Source organism: Limnohabitans sp. T6-20, from assembly GCF_003063505.1.
Classification (GTDB): domain Bacteria; phylum Pseudomonadota; class Gammaproteobacteria; order Burkholderiales; family Burkholderiaceae_C; genus Limnohabitans_A.
On record NZ_NERW01000003.1, the window covers coordinates 265,784 to 290,310 of the forward strand.

6 protein-coding genes (1 of these 6 cut by a window edge) are annotated in these 24,527 nt (G+C 61.5%); 4 read left to right on the forward strand and 2 right to left on the reverse strand.

The features are described 5' to 3' along the window. Positions 1-18,386, reverse strand: the 5' portion of a protein-coding gene (locus B9Z33_RS12050; protein ID WP_146183866.1) for a VCBS domain-containing protein. It extends 26,191 nt beyond the left edge of the window; the window shows 18,386 of its 44,577 coding nt (coding positions 1-18,386); its start codon is at positions 18,384-18,386; its stop codon lies off the left edge, out of view. Positions 18,387-18,822: 436 nt separating this feature from the next. Further along, on the reverse strand, positions 18,823-20,031 hold the full coding sequence (gene coaBC, locus B9Z33_RS12055) for a bifunctional phosphopantothenoylcysteine decarboxylase/phosphopantothenate--cysteine ligase CoaBC (RefSeq protein ID WP_108287289.1): 1,209 nt from the start codon (positions 20,029-20,031) through the stop codon (positions 18,823-18,825). 342 nt (positions 20,032-20,373) lie between these two features. Here coaBC and B9Z33_RS12060 point away from each other — a divergent pair, with 342 nt between their 5' ends. Genes B9Z33_RS12060 through eno form a run of 4 tightly spaced genes read left to right on the forward strand, consistent with a single transcriptional unit; the run spans position 20,374 to position 24,523 of the window. Further along, positions 20,374-22,020 carry a CTP synthase gene (locus tag B9Z33_RS12060; protein ID WP_108287290.1) on the forward strand — a complete coding sequence of 549 codons (1,647 nt, stop codon included), beginning with the start codon at positions 20,374-20,376 and terminating at the stop codon, positions 22,018-22,020. A gap of 27 nt (positions 22,021-22,047) precedes the next feature. After that, positions 22,048-22,902 carry a 3-deoxy-8-phosphooctulonate synthase gene (gene kdsA / locus B9Z33_RS12065; RefSeq protein WP_108287291.1) on the forward strand — a complete coding sequence of 285 codons (855 nt, stop codon included), beginning with the start codon at positions 22,048-22,050 and terminating at the stop codon, positions 22,900-22,902. Then, positions 22,899-23,186 (forward strand): DUF1330 domain-containing protein, encoded by a 288-nt coding sequence (locus B9Z33_RS12070; protein WP_108287292.1) that lies wholly within the window; start codon positions 22,899-22,901, stop codon positions 23,184-23,186. The genes kdsA and B9Z33_RS12070 overlap by 4 nt, the downstream gene beginning before the upstream one ends. A gap of 50 nt (positions 23,187-23,236) precedes the next feature. Next, positions 23,237-24,523 (forward strand): phosphopyruvate hydratase, encoded by a 1,287-nt coding sequence (eno, locus tag B9Z33_RS12075; protein ID WP_108287293.1) that lies wholly within the window; start codon positions 23,237-23,239, stop codon positions 24,521-24,523. Positions 24,524-24,527 lie beyond the last annotated feature (4 nt).

A 24,527-nucleotide genomic window follows, 5' to 3' on the forward strand; every position in this document is an offset into this window, starting at 1 on the left:
GTGCCGTCGGTGGCTTTGGCGGTGTAGCTGTCGGTGTAGGTTTGGCCGGCCACCAGCTCGTTGTGGGCCCCATTCATGGTGTAGGTCCACGCGCCTGCACTGTCGATGCTGAACAGGCCGTAGCTGTTGTTGCCCGCGATGTTGGTTTCGACCTGGAAGGTGGCTGCGCTGTCCACATCGGTGATGCTGAGCGTGCCGGTGGTGTTTTGAGCCGCATTGGTTTCGGTCAAGGCCGCCGTGCTGACGCCGGTGATGACCGCCGCGTCGTTGCTGCCGTGGAGGGTGACGGTGATGGTCTGGGTGGTGCCGTCCGCAGACACCGCTGTAAAGCTGTCGGTGTAGTCGGTGCCTGCCACGAACTCGTTGTGGGCCGAGCTCATGGCGTACGTCCATGCGCCTGCGGTGCTGAGCGTGAAGGTGCCGTAGCCGTTGTTGCCGGTTGTGCCCGCTTGCGCGGTGAAGGTGGCTGCGCTGTCCACGTCGCTGATGGTCAATGCACCGCTGGCACTTTGCACCGCATTGGTTTCGGTCAAGGTGGCGGTGGTGACGCCGCCGATCACGGCCGCATCGTTGGTACCGGTGAGGGTGACGGTGATGAGCTGGTTGGTGCCGTCGGCGCTGAGGGCAGTGAAGCTGTCGGTGTAGGTCTGGCCGCCCACGAACTGGTCTTGCGCCGAGTTCATGGTGTACGTCCACACCCCTGCGCTGGTCAGGCTGAACTTGCCCCAACCGCTGCTGCCAGCGGTGTTGGTCTGCGCTTGGAACACAGCTTGGCCGACACCGTCTTGGTCGGTTATGGTCAGCGTGCCGGTGGCGGATTGCGCGACATTGCTCTCGGTGATCGCACCGGTGATGGGGCCGCCGATGACCGCGGGGTCGTTGACGTTGGTGACGCTAACGGCCACGGTTTGGTCGCTGTAGCCGCCCGCACTGTTGGTGGCGCGCACGGTGACGTTGTAGACGTTGTCGGTGCCCGCGTCCGTAGGTGCTTCGTAATTGGGCGAGGCGATAAAAGTCAGCGCGCCGGTGCTGGCGTTGATGCTGAACCTCGCAGCGTCTGTGCCACTGAGGCTGTAGCTCAGGCTGCTGCCCGCTTGGGTGGCTTGCGCGGTGTAAACCACGGTAGCGGCGGCCGTGTTTTCAGCGAACGTGGCGGTGGCCGCACTGGTGAACACGGGCGCTGCCAAGATGTTCATGCTCAAGGCGGGGCTGGCTGCGCTTTCGTTGCCTGCGGCGTCCGTCAGGGTGTAGCTGAACGTGTGTGTACCGGTGCTCAGCGCTGCTGTGGGCGTGAGGGTGCCTGAGGTGCTGTTGTAGGTCGCGGTGGTCAACACGCCGTCCACATAGAGCTTGGGCGTGTCGGTCAGGCCCGCACCCACTTGCACGCCGGGCGTGGTGTCGTCGGTGGTGGCTGCGGTGCTGTTAGCACTCGTGATGCTGCCCACGTTGTCGTTGTAATACGCGGGGACCGAGGGTGCGGACGGCGCTTGGGTGTCGAGTGTGAACGTGGTGACCCCTGCGTTGCTGGCGTTGCCTGCGGCGTCGGTGGCCACAGCGCTGACGCTGATGCTGCCGTCCGTCAGTCTGGCGCGCTCTGCGCTGGACAAAACCACGGGCACCGCGGTGCTTCCGTTGCCGAGCACGGTTTTGGTGAAGCTGTGTGTGCCGTCACTGAAAGTGACGACCACGGTCGCGCCCTGCTCTGCCGTGAGGCTGACCACGCCGCTGCTGGCAATGGCCTCTAGCGCTGTGGCGCCGCCGGCCACGCCGGTGCCCAAGGTCAACACCGGCGCGTTAGGCGCTGCGGTGTCGAGCGTGAAACTGGTCAAACCTGCGTTGCTGGCGTTGCCGCCTGCATCGGTGGCAATGGCGCTGACGCTGATGGTGCCGTCGGTCAGTGTGGCGAGATTCGCGCTGCTCAAGTGCACAGGCACGGGCGTGCCGCCGTTGCCCGTCACCGTGACGGGCACGCTGTGCGAGCCGTTGGTGAACGTGACCACCACGGTGGCACCCGCCTCTGCAGTGACCAGCACCACGCCATCGCTGGCGGTGTTGACCGTGGCTTCAGCCGCGGTTGCGCCGTTAGCAACGCCAGTGCCCAAGGTGAGCACTGGAGCCACAGGAGCCGCGGTATCGACCACGTAGCTGGCGTTTTCGCCCATCGTGATGTGGGTCAACACAGCGGGGTTGCCAGCAGCATCTTTGAGGGTGCTGCCGTTGAGCGTCAAGGCGTTGGCTGCGACGCTGATGCCGTTGGCATCGTTCAAACCAGCCGTGATGGTGGCGGTGAAAGTGAGTGCCGCGGTGCCGGTGCCGCCTGCGTAGTTGGCTTGCACGGTGGTGCCGCCGATGTTGAGAGCGAGCTTGGGCGTGCCGCCAGTCGTGTCCACCGTGACGGCTTCGCTGAAGGTCACGGTGAAGGTGACGGTGTCGCCCTCGTTCAGCGTGGTGCCGCTGATACCGGTGTTAGCCGTGATGGCCGGCGCACCGCTGATGGTGGGCAGCGCGTTGTCGAGCGTGACGGTTTTGACGGTCGAGGTGCCTGTGTTGCCCACGCGGTCGCTCACACTGGCGGTGATGGACACGTTGCCGTTGGTGAAGGCGCTGATGTCGGCCTTTTGTGCGGTGCTCAACGCCCAGGTGTTGTTCAACACCGTGGCGGTTTTGGTCAACGTGGTGGTGCCGTCGGTGACGGTCACGGTGACGGTCTGGCCGTCTTCTGCGCCTGTGGTGGAGCCGCTGACCACGAAGTCGTTGTCTTCAGCAGCGTTGACCGTGTTGTCGCCCGCCAAGGTGGCGTCGATGGTGATGGTGGGAGCGCCCGTGTCGACCAGCGTATAAGACGTGCTAGCGATGGACGAGGTGGCGGTGCCGCCAATGTAGGTACTGGAAGTTGCATCCCAAGCGGCACCAATCACGCTGTCGAGTTGAACCACGACTTGGTAGGACTTGCCGCTCACGAGCTGGCTGGTCCAAGTGCTGCTGTTGGGCAATGTCCAAGCGTGGGTGGTCGCATCAATCGTTGGCAAACCGCTGGTCAATTCAACAGGCGTGCCGGTGGTGGGCACAAAGCTGATCTTGGCGATGTGAAGCCCAGTGACCGAGTTCCAAGCGTTGCTGGACACAGTGCCGCCTATGCTCATGGCCGCCAATTCAGCGGCGTTGATGCCGTTGGTGGCACCCACATTGGTGCCGCCGAAGTTAACCGTGGTGACGGGGTCGGCGGGGAAGAAGGTCCAGTCAGACGCGCTGGTATAGCCTGCAAATTCAACACCGCTGAGCGAGCGGAAAGCGCCCGCATCGATCTTGGCGTAGTACTGCTGACCGACCACAAAGTTGTTGGTGGGGTCAATGGTGACACTGGCATGGTCAATGGTGACGACCCCGTCGATGACAACGGTGTGATCCACATCGATGGTGGCGACAAGCACATCGTCAGCCGTGTTGTAGAGCTTAATTTTCTTGCCTGATACGGCCACCACATCTTGGTTGAAGACGAGCTTCAGATCAGCCACAGACGCGATCGCATCACTCACCTTAGTGAGCACAGTCAACGGGGTGTTGTCAAAGTGCATGGTGCTGGCGACACTCGGCGTGTCGTCGCACAAACCATAGGCGTTTTCAGCGACGGCTTGGAAGCTGAAATCGGCTTTGACGGTGTTGATGGCAGTGGGTGTGAAAGTCCATGTACCGGCCCCTGCATCAACCGTGGCAGTGCCCAAACGGGTGCCACTGACGGTGTCGTAAACGGCAATGACTTCACCTGCAGCCAGCGTGCCCGTGAAGGTGCCGCTGAGTGTGGGGGTCGCGTCATCGCTGTAACCGTTGTTGATCGAGATGTCGCCCGTCACAGTACCCACGTTGTCGGTGACGCTCGCCAGCGTGACGTGCGCTTGCGGCACATCGGCCACAGCATGCAAACCGGCCAAGGTGCTGACCACGCTGCCGTCGTCAGGGGTGCTGGCCAAAGCGGCGAGCACACGCGTCAAATTGGCGGTGGTGACGCCTGTCACGCCCAAGAGCGTGAGCTGTGCCACGGTGTCGGCATCAGGGGCGGTGGGCGCGATACCCGCAGCCATGTTCATGACCATTTTCGCGGCGTCGGCCAAGGCTTGTACCTCGGCCACCGTGTTGACATCGGCAACCGATTTGAGGTCGATCACGTCGGCCAACAAACTCACCTGAGCGGCGCTGTCCACGCCCGTCACGCCAATGGCGGCGTATTGAGCGGCGGTGGGGGCTGTGGCGTTGTTGTCGGTGCCGTCGGCGCTGGCGAGGATGGCGTTGTAAGCGTTGACCAGCGTTTGAATTTCGGCTGGTGTATCGACCGACAAACCAGTAACGTTGGCTGAGGCCAAGGCGTCGTTGATGGCATTGAGGTTGCCGGACACAAAGTCGGTCACGCCTGCGTGGGCGTAGTCGGTGGCTGTGGGTGGAGTGCCTGTGGCTGAGCTCAAACCTGCGGTGTTGGCCTGCGCAAACGTGCTGATGGCCGTGACGGCAGTGTTGATGGTGTTGACCAAGGTCTGCAGCTCGGTCTGGCTGTCCACACCGGTGCCATCGTCGTTGGTTGCCGCGATCGCGGCCTGGATGGCTGCCAGGTTTTCGGCGGTGACACCTGTCACGCCCAAGGCCTGCAACTGCGCCACAGAAACGGTGGCTGTGCCTGCGGCGTTGGCCATGACAGCTGTGACGGCGTTGGCCAGAGTTTGCACTTCGGCCACGGTGTCCACATCGGTGCTGACTTTGGTGCCGATCACGTCGCCCAACAGTGTTTCTTTGACACCTGTGGTGATACCGGTCACACCGATAGCAGTGTATTGCGCGGCCGCGGGATCGGTCACATTGGCATCTGCTGTTGCGCCGTTGGCTTCGGTCAGGATGGCGTTGTACGCATCGACGATGGTCTGCACTTCGCCACGGGTGTTGGCCGCTTCGCCGTTGACGGCGGCGCTGGCCAGCGCGTCTTGAATGGCGGCGAGGTTGTTGGCATCGACACCGGTGACGGCTGCGGCCGTGAAATGGTTGAGCGCCGGGCTGGTGCCCGTGGCGGCGACCAAACCGGAGGTGTTGGTTTCGGCAAAGGCGCTGATCACATTCAGCGCATCGCTGGCAGCATTGGCCGCTGCGGTGATGACAACCTGCACTTTGTCCAAGCTGTCGGTTTCGCTGCCGCTGTCGGTTTTGGCAGCGATAGCGGCCAACACTGCGGGCAGGTTGTCGGGCGTGACGCCGCTGAAACCGGCTTTGGCGAAGTCGCCTTCAGTCAAAGCAGGCGTACCACCGGCGGCCACGCTTTGGATGGCGTTGGCGATGCGGGCCAGATCGTTGATCTTGGCCACGGTGTCCACTTCGCTGGTTTGCAAGCCACCCACGATCTCGTTGAGCAAGGCCAGGTTGTCTGCGTCGGTGGCCGCGTTGCCGATGTTCGCGCCAATGAGGGCGTATTGCGCAGCGGTCGGATCGACAGTGGGCGTTGCGTCAGCGGTGGTGTCGCCCGCGGTGTTGGTCGTGTCGTTGGCTTCGCCCAGGATGGCGTTGTAAGCGTTGACGATGGCTTGCACCTCGGCCGAGGTGTTGGCCGCAGCACCGTTGACGACGGCACTGGCCAGCGCATCTTGAATGGATGTCAGGTTGTTGGCATCGACACCTTTCACTCCTGCCGCAACGAAGTCCGCGGTCAAAGGTGCCGTGCCGGTGGCCAAAGCTTGGCCCGTGGTGTTGGTCTCGGCATAGACCGAGATCACGTTGAGGGCAGCCGTCTGCGCAGCCGCTGCCGTGGTGATGACGGCTTGCACCTTGCTCAGACTGTCGGTTTCTGTGCCGCTGTCGGTTTTGGCTGCGATGGCGGCCAGCACGGCCGGCAAGTTGTCGGGCGTGACGCCAGACAGACCCACTTTGGCGAAGTCGGTTTCTGTGAGCGCAGGCGCAGGTGTGCCACCGGCCACCAAAGTCTGGATGGCGTTGGCAATGCGGGCGAGTTCGTTGATCTCAGCCACGGTGTCCACATCGGCGGCTTGCTTGCCCGCGACGATGTCGCTGAGCAGGCTGAAGTTGTCAGCATCGATTGCAGCGGCACCGATGTCTGCGCCCACAGCGGCGTATTGCGCTGCGGTGGCGTTGGGCGTGGTGGCTGCGGTGTTGTTGCCTGCACTGTCGGCTACATCGTTGGCTTGGGCCAGGATGACTTTGTAGGCATTGACGATGGCCTGCACTTCGGCGGTGGTGTCGGCCGCGTCTTTGTCGTTGGCGTTGCCCAAGATGGCATCGCTGCCCTTTTGGTTGTTGATGGCGTCGTTGACGGCGCTCACATTGTTGGCGTCTACACCTGCGACACCGGCAGCGGCGTAGTCGGCGTTCGTGGGTGCGGGGTTGTTCACGCCATCTTCGGCATAGGCGGCGATCTTATTGATCGCCGCAGTTTGCGCGGTGGCGGTGGCGGTGATAAGGGTTTGCAATTCACCCAAAGAATCGGTCTCGCTGCCGTCAGGATTTTTGGCAGCGATGGCCGCCAACATGGCAGGCAAGTTGTCCACGGTCACACCGCTCAGGCCTGCTTTGACGAAGTCGGCTTCGGTCAGCGCAGGCGCAGGTGTGCCACCCGCAGCCACGGTTTGGATGGCGTTGGCGATGCGGGCCAGTTCGTTGATCTCTGCCACGGTGTCGACGTTGGCGGCTTGCAAGCCACCCACGATGTCGTTGAGCAAGGCCAAGTTTTCAACATCGCTGGCCGCAGCGCCGATTTCGGCACCGATGAGGGCGTATTGCACTGCGCTGGCGTTGGACGTAGTGGCTGCGGTGTTGTTGCCTGTGGCGGCGTCTACGTCGTTGGCTTGGGCCAGGATGACTTTGTAGGCGTTGACGATGGCCTGCAGTTTGGGCGCGGTGTCAGCGGCTGCACCATTGACGGGCGCACTGGCCAAAGCGTCGTTGATGGCATCGATGTTGTTGGCGTTGACGCCAACCACACCCGCGGCCACGTAGGTGCCCAAGTTGGGCACTGTGCCCGTTGCTGTGACCAAGCCAGCGGCATTGGCACCGGCAAAGGTGCTCAAGTCGCCCAAGGCAACCACGGCTGCTTCGGCTGCGGTGGTGACGATGGTTTGCAACTCGCTCAGGCTGACGGTCTGGGTGCCGTCGTCGGCTTTGGCGGCTATGGCGGCCAGCACAGCGGGCAGGTTGTCGGTGCTCACACCGGTTAATCCAACCAAGGCGAAATCGGTCGCGCTCAGCGCGGGGTTGGGCGTGCCACCGGCGGCGATCAGTTCGATGGCGTTGGCGATGCGGGCCAAGTTATTAATCTTGACGATGGTGTTGACATCGGCGCTTTGTTGACCGCCGATGATGTCGCTCAACAGGTTGAAGTTTTCGGCATCGGTGGAGGCTGCGCCAATGTCGGCACCGATGAGCGCGTATTGCGCAGAGGTGGCGTTGGGCGTAGTAGCCGCCGTGTTGTTGCCTGCAGTGGCGTCCACATCGTTGGCTTGGGCCAGGATGGTGTTGTAGGCATCGACGATGGCTTGCACTTCGGCGGTGGTGTCGGCACCGTTTTTGTCGTTGGCGTTGCCCAAGACGAGGTCGCTGCCCTTTTGGCTGTTGATGGCGTCGTTGATGGCGCTCAGGTTGGCCGAGCTCACGCCCTTCACACCGGCGGCGGCGTAGTCGGTCGTGGCTGGTGCGGTGGCACCCGTTTCGGCATAGGCGGCGATCACGTTGATCGCGGTGCTTTGCGCAGCGGCTGTGGCGGTGATGACCGTTTGCAGCTTGCTCAGGCTGTCAGTCTCTGTGCCACTGTTGGCTTTGGCGGCGATGGCTGCAAGCACGGCGGGTAGGTTGTCGATGGTGACACCGGTCAGACCCAAAGTGACGAAATCGGCCATGCTCAATGCGGGCGTGGCTGTGCCATCGGCAGCGGTCAACTGGATGGCGTTGGCAATCCGGGCCAGGGTGTTGATCTCGGCGACAGTGTCCACATCAGCGGCTTGCTTGCCTGCGACGGCATCGTTCAAAAGGCTGAGGTTTTCAGGGTCGCTGGCGGCGGCCCCAATGTCCGAACCGATGAGTGCGTATTGCGAAGCATTGACTTTGTCTGTGGTGTCGGCGGTGTTGTTGCCTGCGCTGTTGGCCACGTCGTTGGCTTGGGCCAAAACGGTGTTGTAGGCATTGACGATGGCCTGCACTTTGGTCGTGGTGTGGGCGGCTTGGCCGTTGACGCTGGCACTGGCCAGCGCGTCTTTGATGGCGTTGAGGTTGGTGGCATCAACGCCAGTCACGCCAGCAGCGGTGAAGTCAGCCAGCACGGGCGCAGTGCCTGTGGCAGTGGCCAAACCGGTGGCGTTGGTTTCGGCGTAAGCGCTGATGGAAGTCAGTGCGCTGGCAGCGGCTTGGGCGGTGCTGCTCAAAATGGCTTGCAACTCGGCCAAAGAATCGGTGGCGCTGCCGTCGTTGTTTTGCGCGGCGATGGCTGCCAAGACAGCGGGCAGGTTGTCGGTGGTCACGCCGGACAGACCAGCTTTGGCAAAGTCTGCGGCGGTCAGCGCAGGCGTGGCTGTGCCGTTGGCGGCAACCAATTGGATGGCGTTGGCGATGCGCGCCAAGTCGTTGATGGCCGCGATGGTGTTGACGTCGGTGGTTTGCAGGCCGCCAACGATGTCGTTCAAGAGGTTGAGGTTTTCTGCATCGGTGGCAGCGCCGCCGATGTTGGCGCCGATCAAGGCGTATTGATCGGCCGTGGGGTTGACGCCCGGTGTGGCGTCGGGCGTGGTGTTGCCTGCGGCGATAGTGGTGTCGTTGGCCTCGCCAAGAATGGCGTTGTAGGCATCGACGATGGCTTGCACTTTGGCGGTGGTGTCCGCCTCAGAAAGACCCACTGACAAACTGGCCAGCGCGTCGTTGATGGCGCTCAGGTTGTTGTCGTTCACACCGGTCACACCAGCGTTGACGTAAACGCTCAGCACAGGCGCTGTGCCCGTGCTGGCGTTGACCAAGCCCGTGGTGTTTGTTTGTGCAAAACCGCTGAGTACGGTCATGGCGGTGGCCGCTGCACTGGCTGCATTGCTGACCACGGTTTGCAACTCGCTCAGGCTGTCCACGGCACTGCCATCATCTGTAGTGGCCACGATGGCGGCACGCACAGCGCTCAGGTTGTCGTCGGTCACACCAGTGATGCCCAGCGCTTCGAGTTGTGCTTTGGTGAGGGTACTGGTGGCACCCGCGCCCAAGGCCGCAGCGGCCATGACCGCAGACACGGCATCGGCCAGAGTTTGCACTTCGGTCACTTGGTCCACATCGACAGCGGCCAGCACATCGATGCGGTCGCCCAGCAAGTTGGCTTTGGCTGTGCTGTCGACACCGCTCACGCCTATGGCAGCGTAGTTGGCTTGGGTGGGGTTGGCTGTGGCTGCGGTGTCGGCGTTGTTCAGGATGGCATTGAAGCCATCGACGATGGCCTGCACTTTGGCGGCGGTGTTGGCTTGCGCGCCTGTGACGTCTGTGTCGTTCAAGGCGTCGTTGATGGCGGCCAGGTTTTGTGCAGTGACACCGGTCACGCCCATGGCTGCGTACTGCGCGGCGCTGGGAGATGAGGCCGTGGCCGTGTTGCCTTGGGCGGTGGCTTCAATGGCCGATGCGGCGTTGATGGCGTTGGTCACCACCTGTTGCAAGCCTGCTTGCGTGTTGAGTTGTGTGGCGTCTGTGGCGGCCAACAGGGCTGCTTGCACTGTGCTCAAGTTGGCACTGGTGACACCGGTCACCCCTAGGGCGGCGAGTTGCGCTTCATTGGCGTTGCCGTCCATCACGGCTTGCACTGCGTTGGCCAGCGTTTGCACTTTGAGCACGGTATTCACATCCGTCTGCCCCTTGCTGTCGATCACGTCGCCCAGCAAAGTGACCTCTTCGGGTGTGTTAACCCCCGTCACGCCGATGGCCGCGTAGTTGGTTTGCGACGGATGGGTGGCGTTGTTGGCGCTTCCCGTGGCGTTGTCCAAGATGGCATTGAAGCCGTCGACGATGGCTTGCACTTTAGCTGCGGTGTCGGCCTGGCTGCCTGTGACATCCGGGTCATTCAGTGCGTCGTTGATAGAGGCCAGGTTTTGTCCAGTCACGCCGGTCACGCCCAGGGCATCGTACTGTGCGGCGCTCGGTGTGGTGGCGGTGGCGCTATTGGCTTGTGCGGCCGCTTGAATGGCAGCCAAAGCGCTGAGGGCTTCGCTGACCACGGTTTTAAGGCCAGCCTGGGTGTTGAGTTCAGTCGCGTCAGTGGCTGCGGCCAAAGCGGCTTGCACGGTGCTCAGGTTGGCAGGCGTCACGCCGGTCACGCCCAGGGCTTCAAGTTGCGCCTGAGTGGCAGTGCCGTTCATCACGGCTTGCACGGCGTCGGCCAGGGCTTGCACTTTGGCAGTCGTGTTGACGTCAGCCTGCGTTTTACCGTCCAACACGTCGCCGAGCAAAGAGGCTTCTTGGGCGGTGTCCACACCGTTGACGCCAATGGCTTCGTAGTGGGCTTGGGTGGGGTTGGCCGCGTTGTTGGCTGTGCCGTCGGCGTTGTTCAACACGGCGTTGAAGCCGTCCACGATGGCTTGCACCTTGGCGGCCGTGTTGGCTTGCGCGCCGGTGACGTCGGGGTCGTTCAAGGCGCTGTTGATGGCGGCCAGATTTTGATCGGTCACACCGGTCACCCCCATGGCGGCGTATTGCGCAGCGGTGGGCGTGGTGCTGGTGGCGTTGTTGGCTTGTGCGGCGTTTTCAATCACCGCCAAGAAACCAATGGCATTGTTCACCACCGTCTGCAAACCTGTGGCGGTGTTGAGTTGGGTGGCGTCGTTGGCAGCAGCCAAAGCGGCTTGCACCGTGCTGAGGTTGGTACTAGTCACACCTGTCACACCCAAAGCGGCGAGTTGTGTCTCAGTGGGGTTGCCGTTCATGACGGCTTGCACCGCGTCGGCCAAAGCTTGCACTTGGCCCACGGTGTTGACATCGGTTCTGACTTTGGCGTCGATCACATCACCAAGCAAAGAGACTTCTTGCGGGCTATCGACACCGTTCACGCCGATGGCCGCGTAGTGGGCTTGGGTGGGGTTGGTCACCGCGTTGGTGCCACCGGTGGCGTTGTTCAAGATGGCGTTGAAGCCGTCCACGATGGCTTGCACTTTGGCCGCGGTGTCGGCTTGGGCGCCGGTGACGTCGGTGTCATTCAAGACATCGTTGATCGAGGCCAAGTTTTGCGCGGTCACGCCGGTCACGCCCATGGCGTCGTACTGAGCGGCACTCGGTGTGGTGGCGGTGGCGTTGTTGCTTTGCGCTGCGCCCTGAATGGCGGCCAGTGCGTTGGTGGCGTCGGTCACCACTGCTTGCAAATGCGCTTGGGTGTTGAGCTCGGTCGCTTCGGTGGCGGCCGCCAAAGCGGCTTGCACGGTGCTCAGGTTGGCGGGCGTCACTCCGCTCACGCCCAGGGCTTCAAGTTGCGCTTGCGTGGCGTTGCCGTTCATCACGGCTTGCACGGCGTCGGCCAAGGCCTGCAGCTTGGCCACGGTGTTGACGTCGGTGCTGGCTTTGCCGTCAAGCACGTCGCCCAACAGGCTGAGTTCTTGCGGGGTGTCCACACCATTGATGCCAATGGCGGTGTAGTCGCTGGCCAAAGGATCGGCCGCATTGCCCGGCACGCCGTCGGCGGTGCCCAAGATGGTGTTGTACGCATCGACGATGGTTTGCACTTTGGCCGCTGTGCTGGCTTGGGTGCCGGTGATTTCTGCGTCGTTCAAGGCGCTGTTCAAGGCGGCCAGGTTTTGTGCGTTGACACCTGTCAGCCCCAGGGCTTGGTATTGGGCCAGACCAGGATTTGTGTCGGTGGCGTTGTTGTTTTGCGCGGCCGATTGGATGGCCGACAGCGCGCTTTGGTAAGCGGTAACGGCACTGTCGACGACGCCTTGCAACTCGCTCAGCGAGTCGGTGCCCGTGCCACTGTCTGGCTGGGCCGCAATGGCGTTGAGCACCGCACGCAAGTTGTCAGTGGTGACGCCCGTCAACCCCAACGATGCCAGATTGACTTCGGTCAGTGCAGGCGTGGGTGTGCCACCGCTCGCCTGCGTTTGGATGGCGTTGGCCAAGTTCGCAAGCGTGTTGATCTCGGCGATCGTGTCCACGCCAGCGGTGGTTTTAGAGCCCACGATGTCGTTGAGCAAGGCGAGGTTTTCGGCATCGGTCGCAGCCGCGCCGATGTTGGCGCCAATGGTGGCGTATTGGGCAGCGGTGGGGTTGCTGGCGGTGTTGACGTCGCTGGCATTGCCGTTGGCTTCAGTCAGCACAGCGTTGTAGGCGTTGACGATGGCTTGCACTTTGGCCGCGCTGTTGGCCGAGACGCTGTCGTCCGCATTGCCATCGGTGGCGTCTGCCCCAGCTTGGGCTTTGATGGCGCTGTTGATGGCGTCCACATTGCCGCTGGCAGAGTTGCCCACGTTGCCGGTGACACCGGTCACGCCTGCTGCGGCGTAGTCGTCTTTTGTCGGCACGACCGTGCCCGTGGCCGCGTAGTCGGCGATTTTGGCAACAGCGGTGTCAAACGCATCAATGGCGTTTTTCACCACGCTGGCGAGTTCGGCTTGCGTGGCAATTGCAGTGCCGTCGCTGTTGGCAGCTGCAATGGCGGCTTGCACGGCAGCCGCATTATCCGGGGTGACGGCGGGCAGCGCCGTGCCGCTCACGCTCTGACCGGCAACCAAGGCGGTGATTTGGTCCACCGTGGGCGCAGTTTGGCCTGCGGCAGCGGTGTAAGCGATGGCGGCTTTGGCAGCGTCGGCCAAAGCTTGCAATTCGTCCACGGTGTCCACGGCGATGGGGGCTTTGCCGTCGATCACATCGCTGAGCAAAGCGGCCGAGGCGGTGGTCACGCCTGTCACACCTAAGTGGGTGTAGTCGGTCGCGGATGCGGTGTTGCCTGCAGAGGCGTTGCCATCGGTGCCGTCAGCGGCAGCGAGCACTTTGTTGTAAGCGTTGACGATGTCTTGCACTTTGGCCACGCTGTCGGTGGCGCTGGCGTCGACCGCCGCGCTGTTGAGCACGTTGTTGATGGCGGCCAAGTTGCCTGCGTTCACGCCGGTGATGCCTGCCAAGGTGTATGTGGTCAGGGTGGGTGAGGTGGCGGTGGCGTCGTTGGCTTGCGCGGCATCGCGCAAGGTGCTGAGCGCCGCGTTGAGCACAAATGTGGTGGTTGCGGTGTTGCCCACGTTGCCCGCGATGTCGGTGCTCTTGACGGCAACGGTGTAGGTACCGTCTTCGTTGACAAGGGTATTGGACAGGCTCAAGCTGGCGGTGCCTGCTGCAGCTTCGTCTGCGGTGACGGTGTGGCTGGTGGTGCGCTGCGTGCTATCAGGTGCCGTGAATGTGAAGTTGAGCGTGTCGCCCGCTTTGCTGCCGCTGGGCAAGGTGATTTGGTATTGCAGGCCATTGGCCAGCTCGGTCTGATTCACGCCGTTGACAGCTTCAGCCAGGGTGAGCACAGGCGCAGGAATGGCAGCAGGACTTCCGTCTGCGTTGTTGCCGGGGGCCTGGGTGTCGAGCGTGAAGCTCAAAGGCGCACTGACTTTGCTGCTGTTGCCCGCCACGTCTGAGGTCTTGGCCGTCAAGGTGTAAGAGCCGTTTTCTACGGCGCTGCTGGTGGGCAAGATCACCGCCGCGATGCCGCTGTTGATGTCGGCCTGAATGAGCGTGTGGCTGAAAATGCGCACGGTGCCATTGGGCGCAGTGACCGCGATCTCCAGTTTGTCGCCCACGACGGAACCTATGGGCAGCGTGACCACAGCTTGCATGCCATCGCTGAATTCGGCAGCGTTGATGCCCTGCGTGGCATTGACGCTTTCGGTCAGCACCACCGAAGGGACCGCGATGGTTTCGTCTGTGCCGTCGGTTTTTTGGCCGGGCGCTTGCGTATCTACTTTGAGATTGGGGCTCTGCGAGGTCACGCTGCCGTAGCGGTTGGTGACGCTCAACTGCGCAGCTTGCGTGCCATTAGCCAGACTGTGCACAGCCGTGCCGGGCACGCTGAGCAAGAAGGTGTTGGCCGCGCTAGCGCTCACGCCCGCTTGCACGTAGGCTGTGTACGTCACACCGCCCACCGTAAAGCTAACCGCTGAGCCGATTTGTGCGTCGGTGGTACCGGAGACCACCAAATCTTGGTTGCTCTCAGCCGCGTTGATGTAACCGTCGACCGCAAGCGGGTTGAGCGTGACGACAGGTGGGGTGCTGTTGATGATCAGCTCTTTGTTGCCCATGTCCGATGTAGTCACGCTGACTGCATTCACCTGGCCTGCAGTTACTGTGATAGACACGTCATAGGTGCCATCAGGCAATGGCGTGAAGCCGCTGACCAAGCTGGTGTTGAGGCTCCAGGTTTTGGCAGTCGCGTTGTAGCTCAAGCCTGCGGGCATGGCATTGATAGTGCCGGTGATGGTCTGGTTGTTGACAATGACTTTGATTTCGTCATTGCCCTCTAGGGCGATGTAGCTGCTGTCCAATGCGGGGTCTGTACCCACAACGAACTTGGCCGCCTTACCGGTGAGCGTGGGGGTCGCGGCATAAGCACCGTTGGTCATGACGCCATGCGTGAAGAGGTTGTCCACCGTGGGCACGTTGGGTCGGGCCGTGTTGACGAACAGATTGAAGTGGTCTTCGACCGTGGGGTTGCCCGCCGCGTCGGTGACCTGTACGCTCACGCCGTAAGTGTTGCCGTGGTTCAACGCGATGGCGTCGGCTGTGGGCAAGGTGATGGTCCAGGTGTTGGGCTGCGCGCCGGCACCGGCTTGCACGGTGGCGGCGTAAGTGATGCCATTGAGCGTGACTTGCACGCCCTGCCCCACTTCCGCATTGGTCGTGCCTTGAATGGCCACAGGCGTGGCCACGGTGGTGAGCACCACGCCGCGTTCAGCGGCACTGAATTCGCCTGTTGTGCTGGTCAACAAAGACACAACATCACCGGAGATGTTGGTGACAAACAAAGTAGGGGCTGTCGCGTCCAAGGTGAAGGAGCTCAGGCTGTCGGCGGTGATCAAGCCATCGCTCACGCGCGTAATGTGGCTAGTGAGGGTGTAGCTGCCGTCTTCGTCCACCGCTGTGCGGGGCACTGTCAGGGTCACGCTGCTTGCAGCGACTTCTTGCGAAGTCAAGGCATGTGTGACGCTGCGCAGGTCGCCATTGGGGTCTTTGAGCGACAGGGTCAGCACGTCGCCCACACTGGCACCGGCGGGCACACCCACCACGGTTTGCAAGCCGTCGAGCAACTCGGTGGCACTCACGCCGCTTGTGGCTTCGGCCATCACAACAGGGGCGGTGCTGGCCAGCCAGTTGACGGTGTTGACGAGGGTTTGCACTTCGCTCAGGGTGTCCACGGTGCTGGCGTCTCTGCCCAGCACGGCGGCGTCAATTGCGGCAAGCACGCGGCTCAAGTTGGCCGTGGTCACGCCCGACACGCCGATGGCCAGAAGGTCGTCAGCCGTCAAAGCAACGGAGGGGGTTTGACCCAAGCCCACTTGCACCACACGCTCTGCAATGCTGGCGAGGTTCAAAATTTTGGCGGCACTGTCTACGCCGGTGCTGCCCGACTTGTCCAAGATGTCGTTGAACAAGGCGCGGTTGAATTCCAGATCAATGACTTGGTTCAATCCCAAGGCCGTGATGTCGGCGTTGTCGAGGACCGCGCCGGTGCCAGCAGTGCCATCGGCCAATGCACGGATTTGTTGCACAGCATCCACCAGCGCCTGAATTTTGGCGGGGCTGTCAACCTCAGCGCCGTGGATGGCATCGGTGTCGAGCATGTCGTTGATGAGGGCCACGTTGTCGGCGCTCACACCCGTCACGCCTGCGGAGACGTATTCCGCCACGCTGGGGCTTGTGCTGGTGGCGGTGTTGTTTTCAGCCGCACCGGTGATGGCGTTCAAGGCTTGGATGATGTGGTCCACCAAAGCTTGCAAGCTGGCCTGGTCGACGGGTGCAGCGCTTGTGGCACTGCCGTTGGCGGCTTCGAGCGCGCGCAACACGGCGGCCAAATTGGCTTCGGTGACACCCGTAACCAGGTGGCTCAAATTGGCTACGGTGGGCACGGTGCCCGATGCGGCGGCCGCTGCGGCACTGGTGTAAGCCAGCACGACTTTGGCTGCATCGACCAGCGTTTGCAGCTCGGCCACGGTGTCCACATCGGTGGTCGTTTTGCTATCGATCACATCACCGAGCAACGCGGCAGTGGCGGCAGTGACACCAGTCACGCCAAGGTTGGCGTAGTCGGTGACGCTGGCCGCTGCGGTGGCGTCACCGTCTGTGCCGTTGGCTGCGGCCAGCACCTTGTTGAACGCGTTGACGATGGCTTGCACTTCGGCAGGCGTATCGGCTTTGGCACCGTCCACGACGGCCGAAGCCAGTGCGTCGTTGATGGCGGCGAGGTTGCCTGCGGTCACGCCGGTCACACCTGCGTTGGTGTAGGTGGCGAGGTCTGGCACAGCGCCCGAAGACAGGGCCAGGCCCAGTGTGTTGTTTTGCGCGAAGCTGCTGAGGGCGTCCAGCGCCAGGCCGACGCTGTCCACGGCGGTTTGCAGTTGGCTCAAGGAAGCGGTCTCGCTGCCGTTGTCGTTTTTGGCAGTGATAGCGGCCAGCACGGCAAACAGGTTATCGGGTGTGACACCCGTGACGCCGATCAGGCTCAGGTCTTTTTCGTTGAGCGCAGGCGTGGCTGTGCCTCCAGCCGCTAAGGTCTGAATGGCATTGGCGATTCGGGCGAGCTCGTCGAGCTTGGACACACTGTCAACGCCGACGCTGCTTTGCCCACCCACGATGCTGTTAAGCAAGGCCAGATTGTCCGGATCTGTAGCAGCTGTGCCGATGCTGGCACCAATGGCCGCATATTGGGCAACGGTTGGCTTGCTGCCGGTGTTGGCCCCATTGGCCTCGCCCAGGATGACGTTGTAGGCATCGACAATGGCTTGCACTTTGACGGCCGTATTGACTTGGTCAGCACCAATGGCCATGCTGTTGAGCGCGCTGTTGATGGCTGCCAAATTGCCACTGTTGACGCCCGTCACACCCGCTGCCGAGTAGACCCTTGCATTGGGGTTGATGTCACTTGTGTCATTGCTTTGCGCTGCAGCACTGATCGTGGCCAAGGCTGCGGTGTAGGCCGCCAGGGCATCGACGACAAGGGTTTGCAGCTCGGACTGGGCGTTCACCAGCGTGCCGTCTCCATTGGCCGCAGCCAATGCCGCCAAGACCAGTGCCAGGTTGTCGGGTGTCACGGGACTGACCGTACTGCCTGCGACCAAGGCACCCGTCAGCGCATTGATTTGCTCGGCTGTGGGCGCATTAGGGGCGTTGAGCACAGGGTCAACGTAGCCCAGCACTTGCTTGACCGCGTTGGCCAGCGTTTGCAACTCGGCCACGGTGTCCACATCGGTGGCGGCTTTGCCGTCAATCACGTCACTGAGCAAGGCCGCGGTGGCGGCGCTCACGCTTGTCACGCCCAAGCTGGCGTAGTCGGCGGCAGTGGCCGTTGCGGCGGCATCACCGTCGGTGCCGTTGGCAGCGCTCAGCACTTTGTTGTAGGCGTTAACGATGGCTTGCAGCTCGGCGGGCGTGTCGGCGGCAGCACCATCAACGGCGGCACTGGCCAAGACATCGTTGATGGCGTTGAGGTTGCTGGCTGTCACGCCTGTGATGCCTGCGGCCGTGTAGGTGCTCAGGTCAGGTGCAGCGCCTGTGGCAAGGGCCAAGCCGTTGCGCTGGGTCTGTGCAAAATCCGCAATCGCTTTGAGCGCAGATTGCGCGGGATCGATCACGGGTCCGGTTTGCCCGCCTGAGTCGGTTCCGCCCGATGTGGCTGCACCATCTGCAGCCACTGACGTTTGCCCTGCTGCAGCCACGCCCGCTGCGCCAAGCGCAGCCAAGGCCGGATTGATCGCCAAAACCCCCAGTGCCGTGCCACTGGCAACGGACACTTCTGCCGACCCCAAAACAGCCACAAGGCTGTCTTTTGATTCGAGCAAGGAGGACAAGCTCTTGCCTGCATCGCCGCCATCCACCACGTATTCGTAAAAACTGCCGTTTTCAGATTGACCCACCACGGCCGAAAACCCGTCGGGCACGACCTCGAAGTAACCATCAAGAATCAACTCACTGCTTTGCGCGCCCTCACCGATCGTGATTTGAAGGTCTTTGTTCACCCTTTTGACCTTGACCACTTGGGGGGCCGAGGCCCCGTCCTGACTTACCGTTTTGAGCTGGTATCGCAAACCCGACTGGGCCTTGATGTGCAAACTCTGCCCGCGCGCAGCACTGCCAGAGATAACTTCAAAAACTTGCCCGGCTTGGCCTTGAGCTTGCAAAACGATAACTTGGACAGAGGGTGTTGCCATGGAGATTCAATCGAGAAATTGGTGTCGTCTTGCTCGGGTGGGGTTCATGCCCGATTGCAAGATTTCAAGCTGATGAAGCCTGCCAATTGGTTAAATTAACAAGACTCATGAATACTTCTCGATTTTATCGCATTTATGTATTGAAGTTCACTTTTTTCAACTTAAACTGCTAAAACATAAGAACAAAACGCCAACAAATCGATAAATACAATTAAAACGATAATTACAATGCTGTTTTGTTTTTTATTTGAAAGCCAGACGCCAGCCTGACCATAGAGATGAGGCCTTTAAGCAACAAAAAAGGGGGAGGGATCGCCAGCCGTGCTGTGCGGCCAAGAAATAGACGTGTTCCAAAGCTCACCAAGAACCCCGGTTCATTGCGAACGCTGGGGCATGAAGCGTCTTTGTTGGCGTCAGAAAACGCCAGAATGAAAGATCAAATCCTGCTGGAAATGTCGGCGATCAAGCCCACAGCCAGCGTCTGCTTGCTGGCGTGCGGCATTTCGCGTGCGCCCGCCGCATCCACCAGCAGCAAGGCATTGTCGTCTTGGCCGAAAGTAGCTGGGCCAATATTGCCCACCAAGAGCGGCACGCCTTTGCGCAGGCGTTTGGCCGTGGCATGCGCCAGCAAATCATGGCTTTCGGCGGCGAAACCCACGCAAAACAATTGCCCCGACACGGCACGGGGCGAATGCGCCACCGTGGCCAGGATGTCTGGATTTTCAACAAAGCTCAGCTGGGGCGTCTGACCCGAGCCGTCTTTCTTGATCTTCTGATCGGCCGAATTCGCGGGGCGCCAATCGGCCACAGCGGCCGTTGAAATGAACACCTGGGCTGCACCCACATGCTGAGCCACGGCGTCCAGCATCTGTCGGGCTGATTGAACATTCACACGCTCAACACCTCGAGGGGTTGGCAAATGCACAGGCCCTGCCACCAGCGTCACCTGGGCACCCGCCATGCGCGCCGCACGGGCAATGGCAAAGCCCATCTTGCCGCTCGACAAATTGGTGATGCCGCGCACGGGGTCAATGGCCTCGTAAGTGGGACCAGCGGTCACCAGAACCCCCTTGCCCGCCATCAGCTTGGGGGTGAAAAATGATTCCAGTTCCTCGAGAATTTCTTCGGCTTCAAGCATGCGACCGTCGCCCGTTTCACCACAAGCCTGATCGCCCTGCCCCACGTCCAGCACATGAATACCGTCTGCCTTGAGCTGCGCCACATTGCGCTGGGTGGCTGGGTTGGACCACATTTCGCGGTTCATGGCCGGAGCCACAATCAGCGGCACCTTGTCCAGTGGGCGGGCCAAGCACATGAGGCTGAGCAATTCATCGGCACCGCCGTGCAACAGTTTGGACATGAAATCGGCACTGGCTGGGGCCACCACAATCGCATCGGCCTCGCGGCTCAGGTTGATGTGGGCCATGTTGTTGGCCTCACGCGGGTCCCACTGCGAGGTGTAAACAGGCCTGCCCGACAGCGCCTGCATGGTGACGGCCGTCATGAATTGCTCGGCCGCCTCGGTCATGACGACCTGCACCGTGACACCTGCCTTGACCAGGGCGCGGCAGAGTTCTGCCGACTTGAACGCGGCAATGCCGCCCGACAAACCCAAAACGATGTGCTTTCCAGCCAATGTGCTCATGCCGGGGAATGTAGCAGACCACAAAGTACCCAAGGTTGTGATGCGGGGGCCCCTGTAACCGAATGGGCTGCAGTGGCTCAACACACATTCGCGAGCAGGGGCTCGCTCCCACCAAAATTCAAGGACAGCGCAGCGCTGAGGCGTGCGCAGGCCGGATCGGGCGATTTGGCGAGCGAAGCGAGTTATGAGCACGACCGGCCTGTGCCCGCCTCAGCGCGGAAAACGACCGCAGACCCGGCGCGGAAACCCACAAGAAACGCGTACAGACCGAAAAAACCCCGAACCCGACTGTCTATAATCACGATTTCCACCTTCCGGGCGCTTCAGGCTCCCGTCTTGGACATGACCAAATTCGTCTTCGTCACCGGCGGTGTGGTGTCTTCCCTGGGCAAGGGAATCGCCTCCGCATCGCTCGCCGCACTCCTCGAATCGCGCGGCCTTTCTGTCACCCTCATCAAACTCGATCCCTACCTCAACGTGGACCCCGGCACCATGTCGCCGATCCAGCACGGCGAAGTGTTTGTGACCGACGACGGCGCAGAAACCGACCTGGACCTGGGCCACTACGAGCGCTTCATCAATACACGGATGAAGAAGGCCAACAACTTCACCACCGGCCAGATCTACAAAAGCGTGCTCGAAAAAGAGCGCCGTGGCGACTACTTGGGCAAGACCGTGCAGGTCATCCCCCACGTCACCAACGAAATCCAGGACTTCGTCAAGCGCGGTGCCGGTTTTGGCACCCCCGAAGCGGTCGATGTGGCCATCGTCGAGATCGGCGGCACTGTGGGTGACATCGAGTCTTTGCCATTTTTGGAAGCCGTGCGCCAACTCAGCCTGCGCCTGGGGCCCAACAACACCGCCTTTGTGCACCTGACTTACCTGCCCTGGATCGCCACGGCGGGTGAACTCAAGACCAAACCCACCCAGCACACCGTCCAAAAACTGCGCGAAATCGGCATCCAGCCCGACGCGCTGCTGTGCCGTGCCGACCGCTACATTCCAGACGACGAGCGCGACAAGATTTCGCTGTTCACCAACGTGCAAAGCTGGGGCGTGATTTCCATGCCTGACGTGGACACCATCTACAAAGTACCCCGCGTACTGCACGAGCAAGGCCTGGACGGCCTGATCTGCGACAAATTGCGCTTGAACACACCGCCTGCCAGCCTCAAGCGCTGGGACGATCTGGTGTACGAAACCGCCAACCCCAAGGGCGAAGTCACCATTGCCATGGTCGGCAAATACGTCGAGCTGTCGGACAGCTACAAATCGGTCAACGAAGCGCTGCGCCATGCCGGCATGCGCAACCATGTGCGTGTGAAGATCGAACACATCGACTCTGAAACCATCACCCCCGAGACCGTGGCCAGCCTGGCGCACTACGACGGCGTGCTGGTGCCCGGCGGCTTTGGCAAGCGCGGTGTCGAAGGCAAGATCGAAACCGCCCAATTCGCCCGCACCCACAAAGTGCCCTATTTAGGCATCTGCCTGGGCATGCAAGTGGCCACCATCGAATATGCCCGCCATGTGGCCGGCATGAAGGACGCCAACAGCACCGAGTTCGAGCCAGAAACACCTTTTCCCGTGATCGCCCTGATCAACGAGTGGAAAGATGCGGACGGCTCGATCCAGGTGCGCGATGCCAATTCCGATCTGGGCGGCACTATGCGTCTGGGCGCACAAAGCTCCGACGTGGCCAAAGGCACATTGGCGCACCAGATTTATGGCGACGTGGTCACCGAGCGCCACCGCCACCGTTATGAAGCCAACGTCAATTACCTGGACGACCTGCGCAAAGCGGGTCTGGTGATCTCGGCGCTGACCCAGCGCGAGCAGCTGACCGAGATCGTTGAGCTGCCGCAAACCGTGCACCCTTGGTATGTGGGTGTGCAATTCCACCCCGAATTCAAGTCCACGCCGTGGGACGGCCACCCGCTGTTCAACGCCTTCGTCAAGGCGGCGGTTGAACACAAGGCCAAAGCCTGACCCTGGGCGCTTCACAGGAGCCACACCATGAAACTCTGCGGATTTGACGTTGGCCTGAATCAACCCTTCTTTTTGATTGCGGGCACCTGCTCCATCGAAGGTCTGGAGATGTCCATCGAGGTGGCGGGTCGCCTCAAAGAAGCCTGCACGGCACTGGGCATCCCGCTGATTTACAAAGGCTCGTTCGACAAAGCCAACCGCTCCTCGGGCAGCACCCAGCGCGGTGTGGGCATCGATGCGGGCCTGAAAATTTTGGATGAAGTGCGCCGCCAGATTGGCGTGCCCATCCTCACCGATGTGCACGACGAGTCGCAGGTCAAGACCGTGGCCAGCGTGGTCGATGTGTTGCAGACCCCCGCTTTTTTATGTCGCCAGACCGATTTCATCCGCGCCGTGGCCCAGTCGGGCAAGCCGGTGAACATCAAGAAGGGCCAATTTTTGGCGCCTTGGGACATGAAGAACGTCATCGACAAGGCCCGCAGCGCTGCACGCGAAGCCGGTCTGCCCGAAGACAACTTTTTGGCCTGCGAGCGCGGTGTGAGCTTTGGCTACAACAACCTCGTGGCCGACATGACCAGCCTGGCCGAGATGCGCAAAACCGGCGCCCCGGTGGTGTTCGATGTGACCCATTCGGTGCAAAAGCCAGGTGGCCAAGGCACCAGCAGCGGCGGCGCCCGCGAGATGGTGCCCGTGCTGGCGCGCGCTGGTGTGGCCGTGGGCGTGGCCGGCCTTTTCATGGAAACCCACCCCAAGCCCGCCGAAGCCTGGTCGGACGGCCCCAACGCCGTGCCGCTGGGCCAGATGAAGGCCTTGCTGGAGACCTTGGTTCAGCTCGATTCCGTCACCAAAAAGAACCCCTTTTTAGAGGACAACTTCGCATGAGCGGCTATATCATCGCCCACGTTCAGGTGAGCAACCCTGTTCAGTACGAAGAGTACAAAAAGTGGTCCACCGCAGCCATGCAGGTTACAGGCGCTGAAGTCTGTACGCGTGGCGGCAAGGTGGAAGTGCTGGAGGGCGACTGGGCCCCGGAACGGATCGTGATTTTGAAGTTCCTGACTTTCGATGCCGCCAAGGCTTTTTACGACACCCCCGAATACCGCAAAGCCCGTGAAGCTCGCGAAGGTGCGGCCATCATGCGCATGGTGGCTGTCGAAGGCGTTTGACCCGCTGGCTTTGAAAACACGTTTTATTTTTAAATTGAGAGAGTTCAAAAATGAGTGCAATCGTTGATATCGTCGGCCGTGAAATCCTTGACAGCCGTGGCAACCCCACCGTCGAATGCGACGTGCTGCTGGAGTCCGGCGTCATGGGCCGCGCCGCTGTGCCGTCGGGTGCATCGACCGGCAGCCGCGAAGCCATCGAGCTGCGTGACGGCGACAAGAGCCGTTACCTCGGCAAAGGCGTGCTCAAGGCTGTGGAGCACATCAACACCGAAATATCCGAAGCGGTGCTGGGCCTGGACGCCTCCGAGCAAGCGTTCCTGGACCGCACCCTGATTGACCTGGACGGCACCGAGAACAAGAGCCGCCTGGGTGCCAACGCCATGCTGGCAGTGTCCATGGCCGTGGCCCGCGCCGCTGCCGAAGAATCCGGCCTGCCCCTGTACCGCTACTTTGGCGGCATGAATGGCAACCAGTTGCCTGTGCCCATGATGAACGTCATCAACGGCGGTGCACACGCCAACAACAACCTGGACCTGCAAGAGTTCATGATCATCCCGGTGGGCGCACCGTCGTTCCGCGAGGCCGTGCGTTGGGGCGCTGAAGTGTTCCATGCGCTCAAGAAAATCATCCACGACAAGGGCATGAGCATTGCTGTTGGCGACGAAGGCGGCTTTGCCCCCAACGTGGACAGCCACGAAGCGGCCATCCAGATGGTGCTCGACGCGATTGCCGCTGCCGGTTACACCGCTGGCGAGCAGATCGCCATTGGCCTGGACTGCGCAGCCAGCGAGTTCTACAAAGACGGCAAGTACGTGCTGGCCGGTGAAGGCGGCATCAGCCTGACGTCTCAGCAGTGGACCGACATGCTGGCCACCTGGTGCGACAAGTACCCCATCATCAGCATCGAAGACGGCATGGCGGAAGGCGACTGGGATGGCTGGAAAGTGCTGACCGACCGCCTGGCCAAAAACGTGCAAATCGTCGGTGACGATCTGTTCGTGACCAACACCAAGATCTTCAAGGAAGGCATTGAGAAAGGCATCGCCAACTCGATCCTGATCAAGATCAACCAGATCGGCACCCTGACCGAAACCTTCGAAGCCATCGAGATGGCCAAGCGCGCCGGTTACACCGCCGTGATCAGCCACCGCTCGGGCGAGACCGAAGACAGCACCATCGCCGACATCGCCGTCGGCCTGAACGCCGGTCAAATCAAAACCGGCTCCATGAGCCGCTCGGACCGCATGGCCAAGTACAACCAGCTGCTGCGCATCGAAGAAGACCTGGGTGACGTGGCCGTGTACCCTGGCCGCGCAGCCTTTTACAACCTGCGCTGAACGC

Excerpts from the sequence above, each read along its gene's own strand:
- coaBC (WP_108287289.1), bottom strand. The coding sequence starts at position 20,031 with ATGAGCACATTGGCTGGAAAGCACATCGTTTTGGGTTTGTCGGGCGGC.
- B9Z33_RS12060 (WP_108287290.1), top strand. The coding sequence starts at position 20,374 with ATGACCAAATTCGTCTTCGTCACCGGCGGTGTGGTGTCTTCCCTGGGC.
- kdsA (WP_108287291.1), top strand. The coding sequence starts at position 22,048 with ATGAAACTCTGCGGATTTGACGTTGGCCTGAATCAACCCTTCTTTTTG.
- B9Z33_RS12070 (WP_108287292.1), top strand. The coding sequence starts at position 22,899 with ATGAGCGGCTATATCATCGCCCACGTTCAGGTGAGCAACCCTGTTCAG.
- eno (WP_108287293.1), top strand. The coding sequence starts at position 23,237 with ATGAGTGCAATCGTTGATATCGTCGGCCGTGAAATCCTTGACAGCCGT.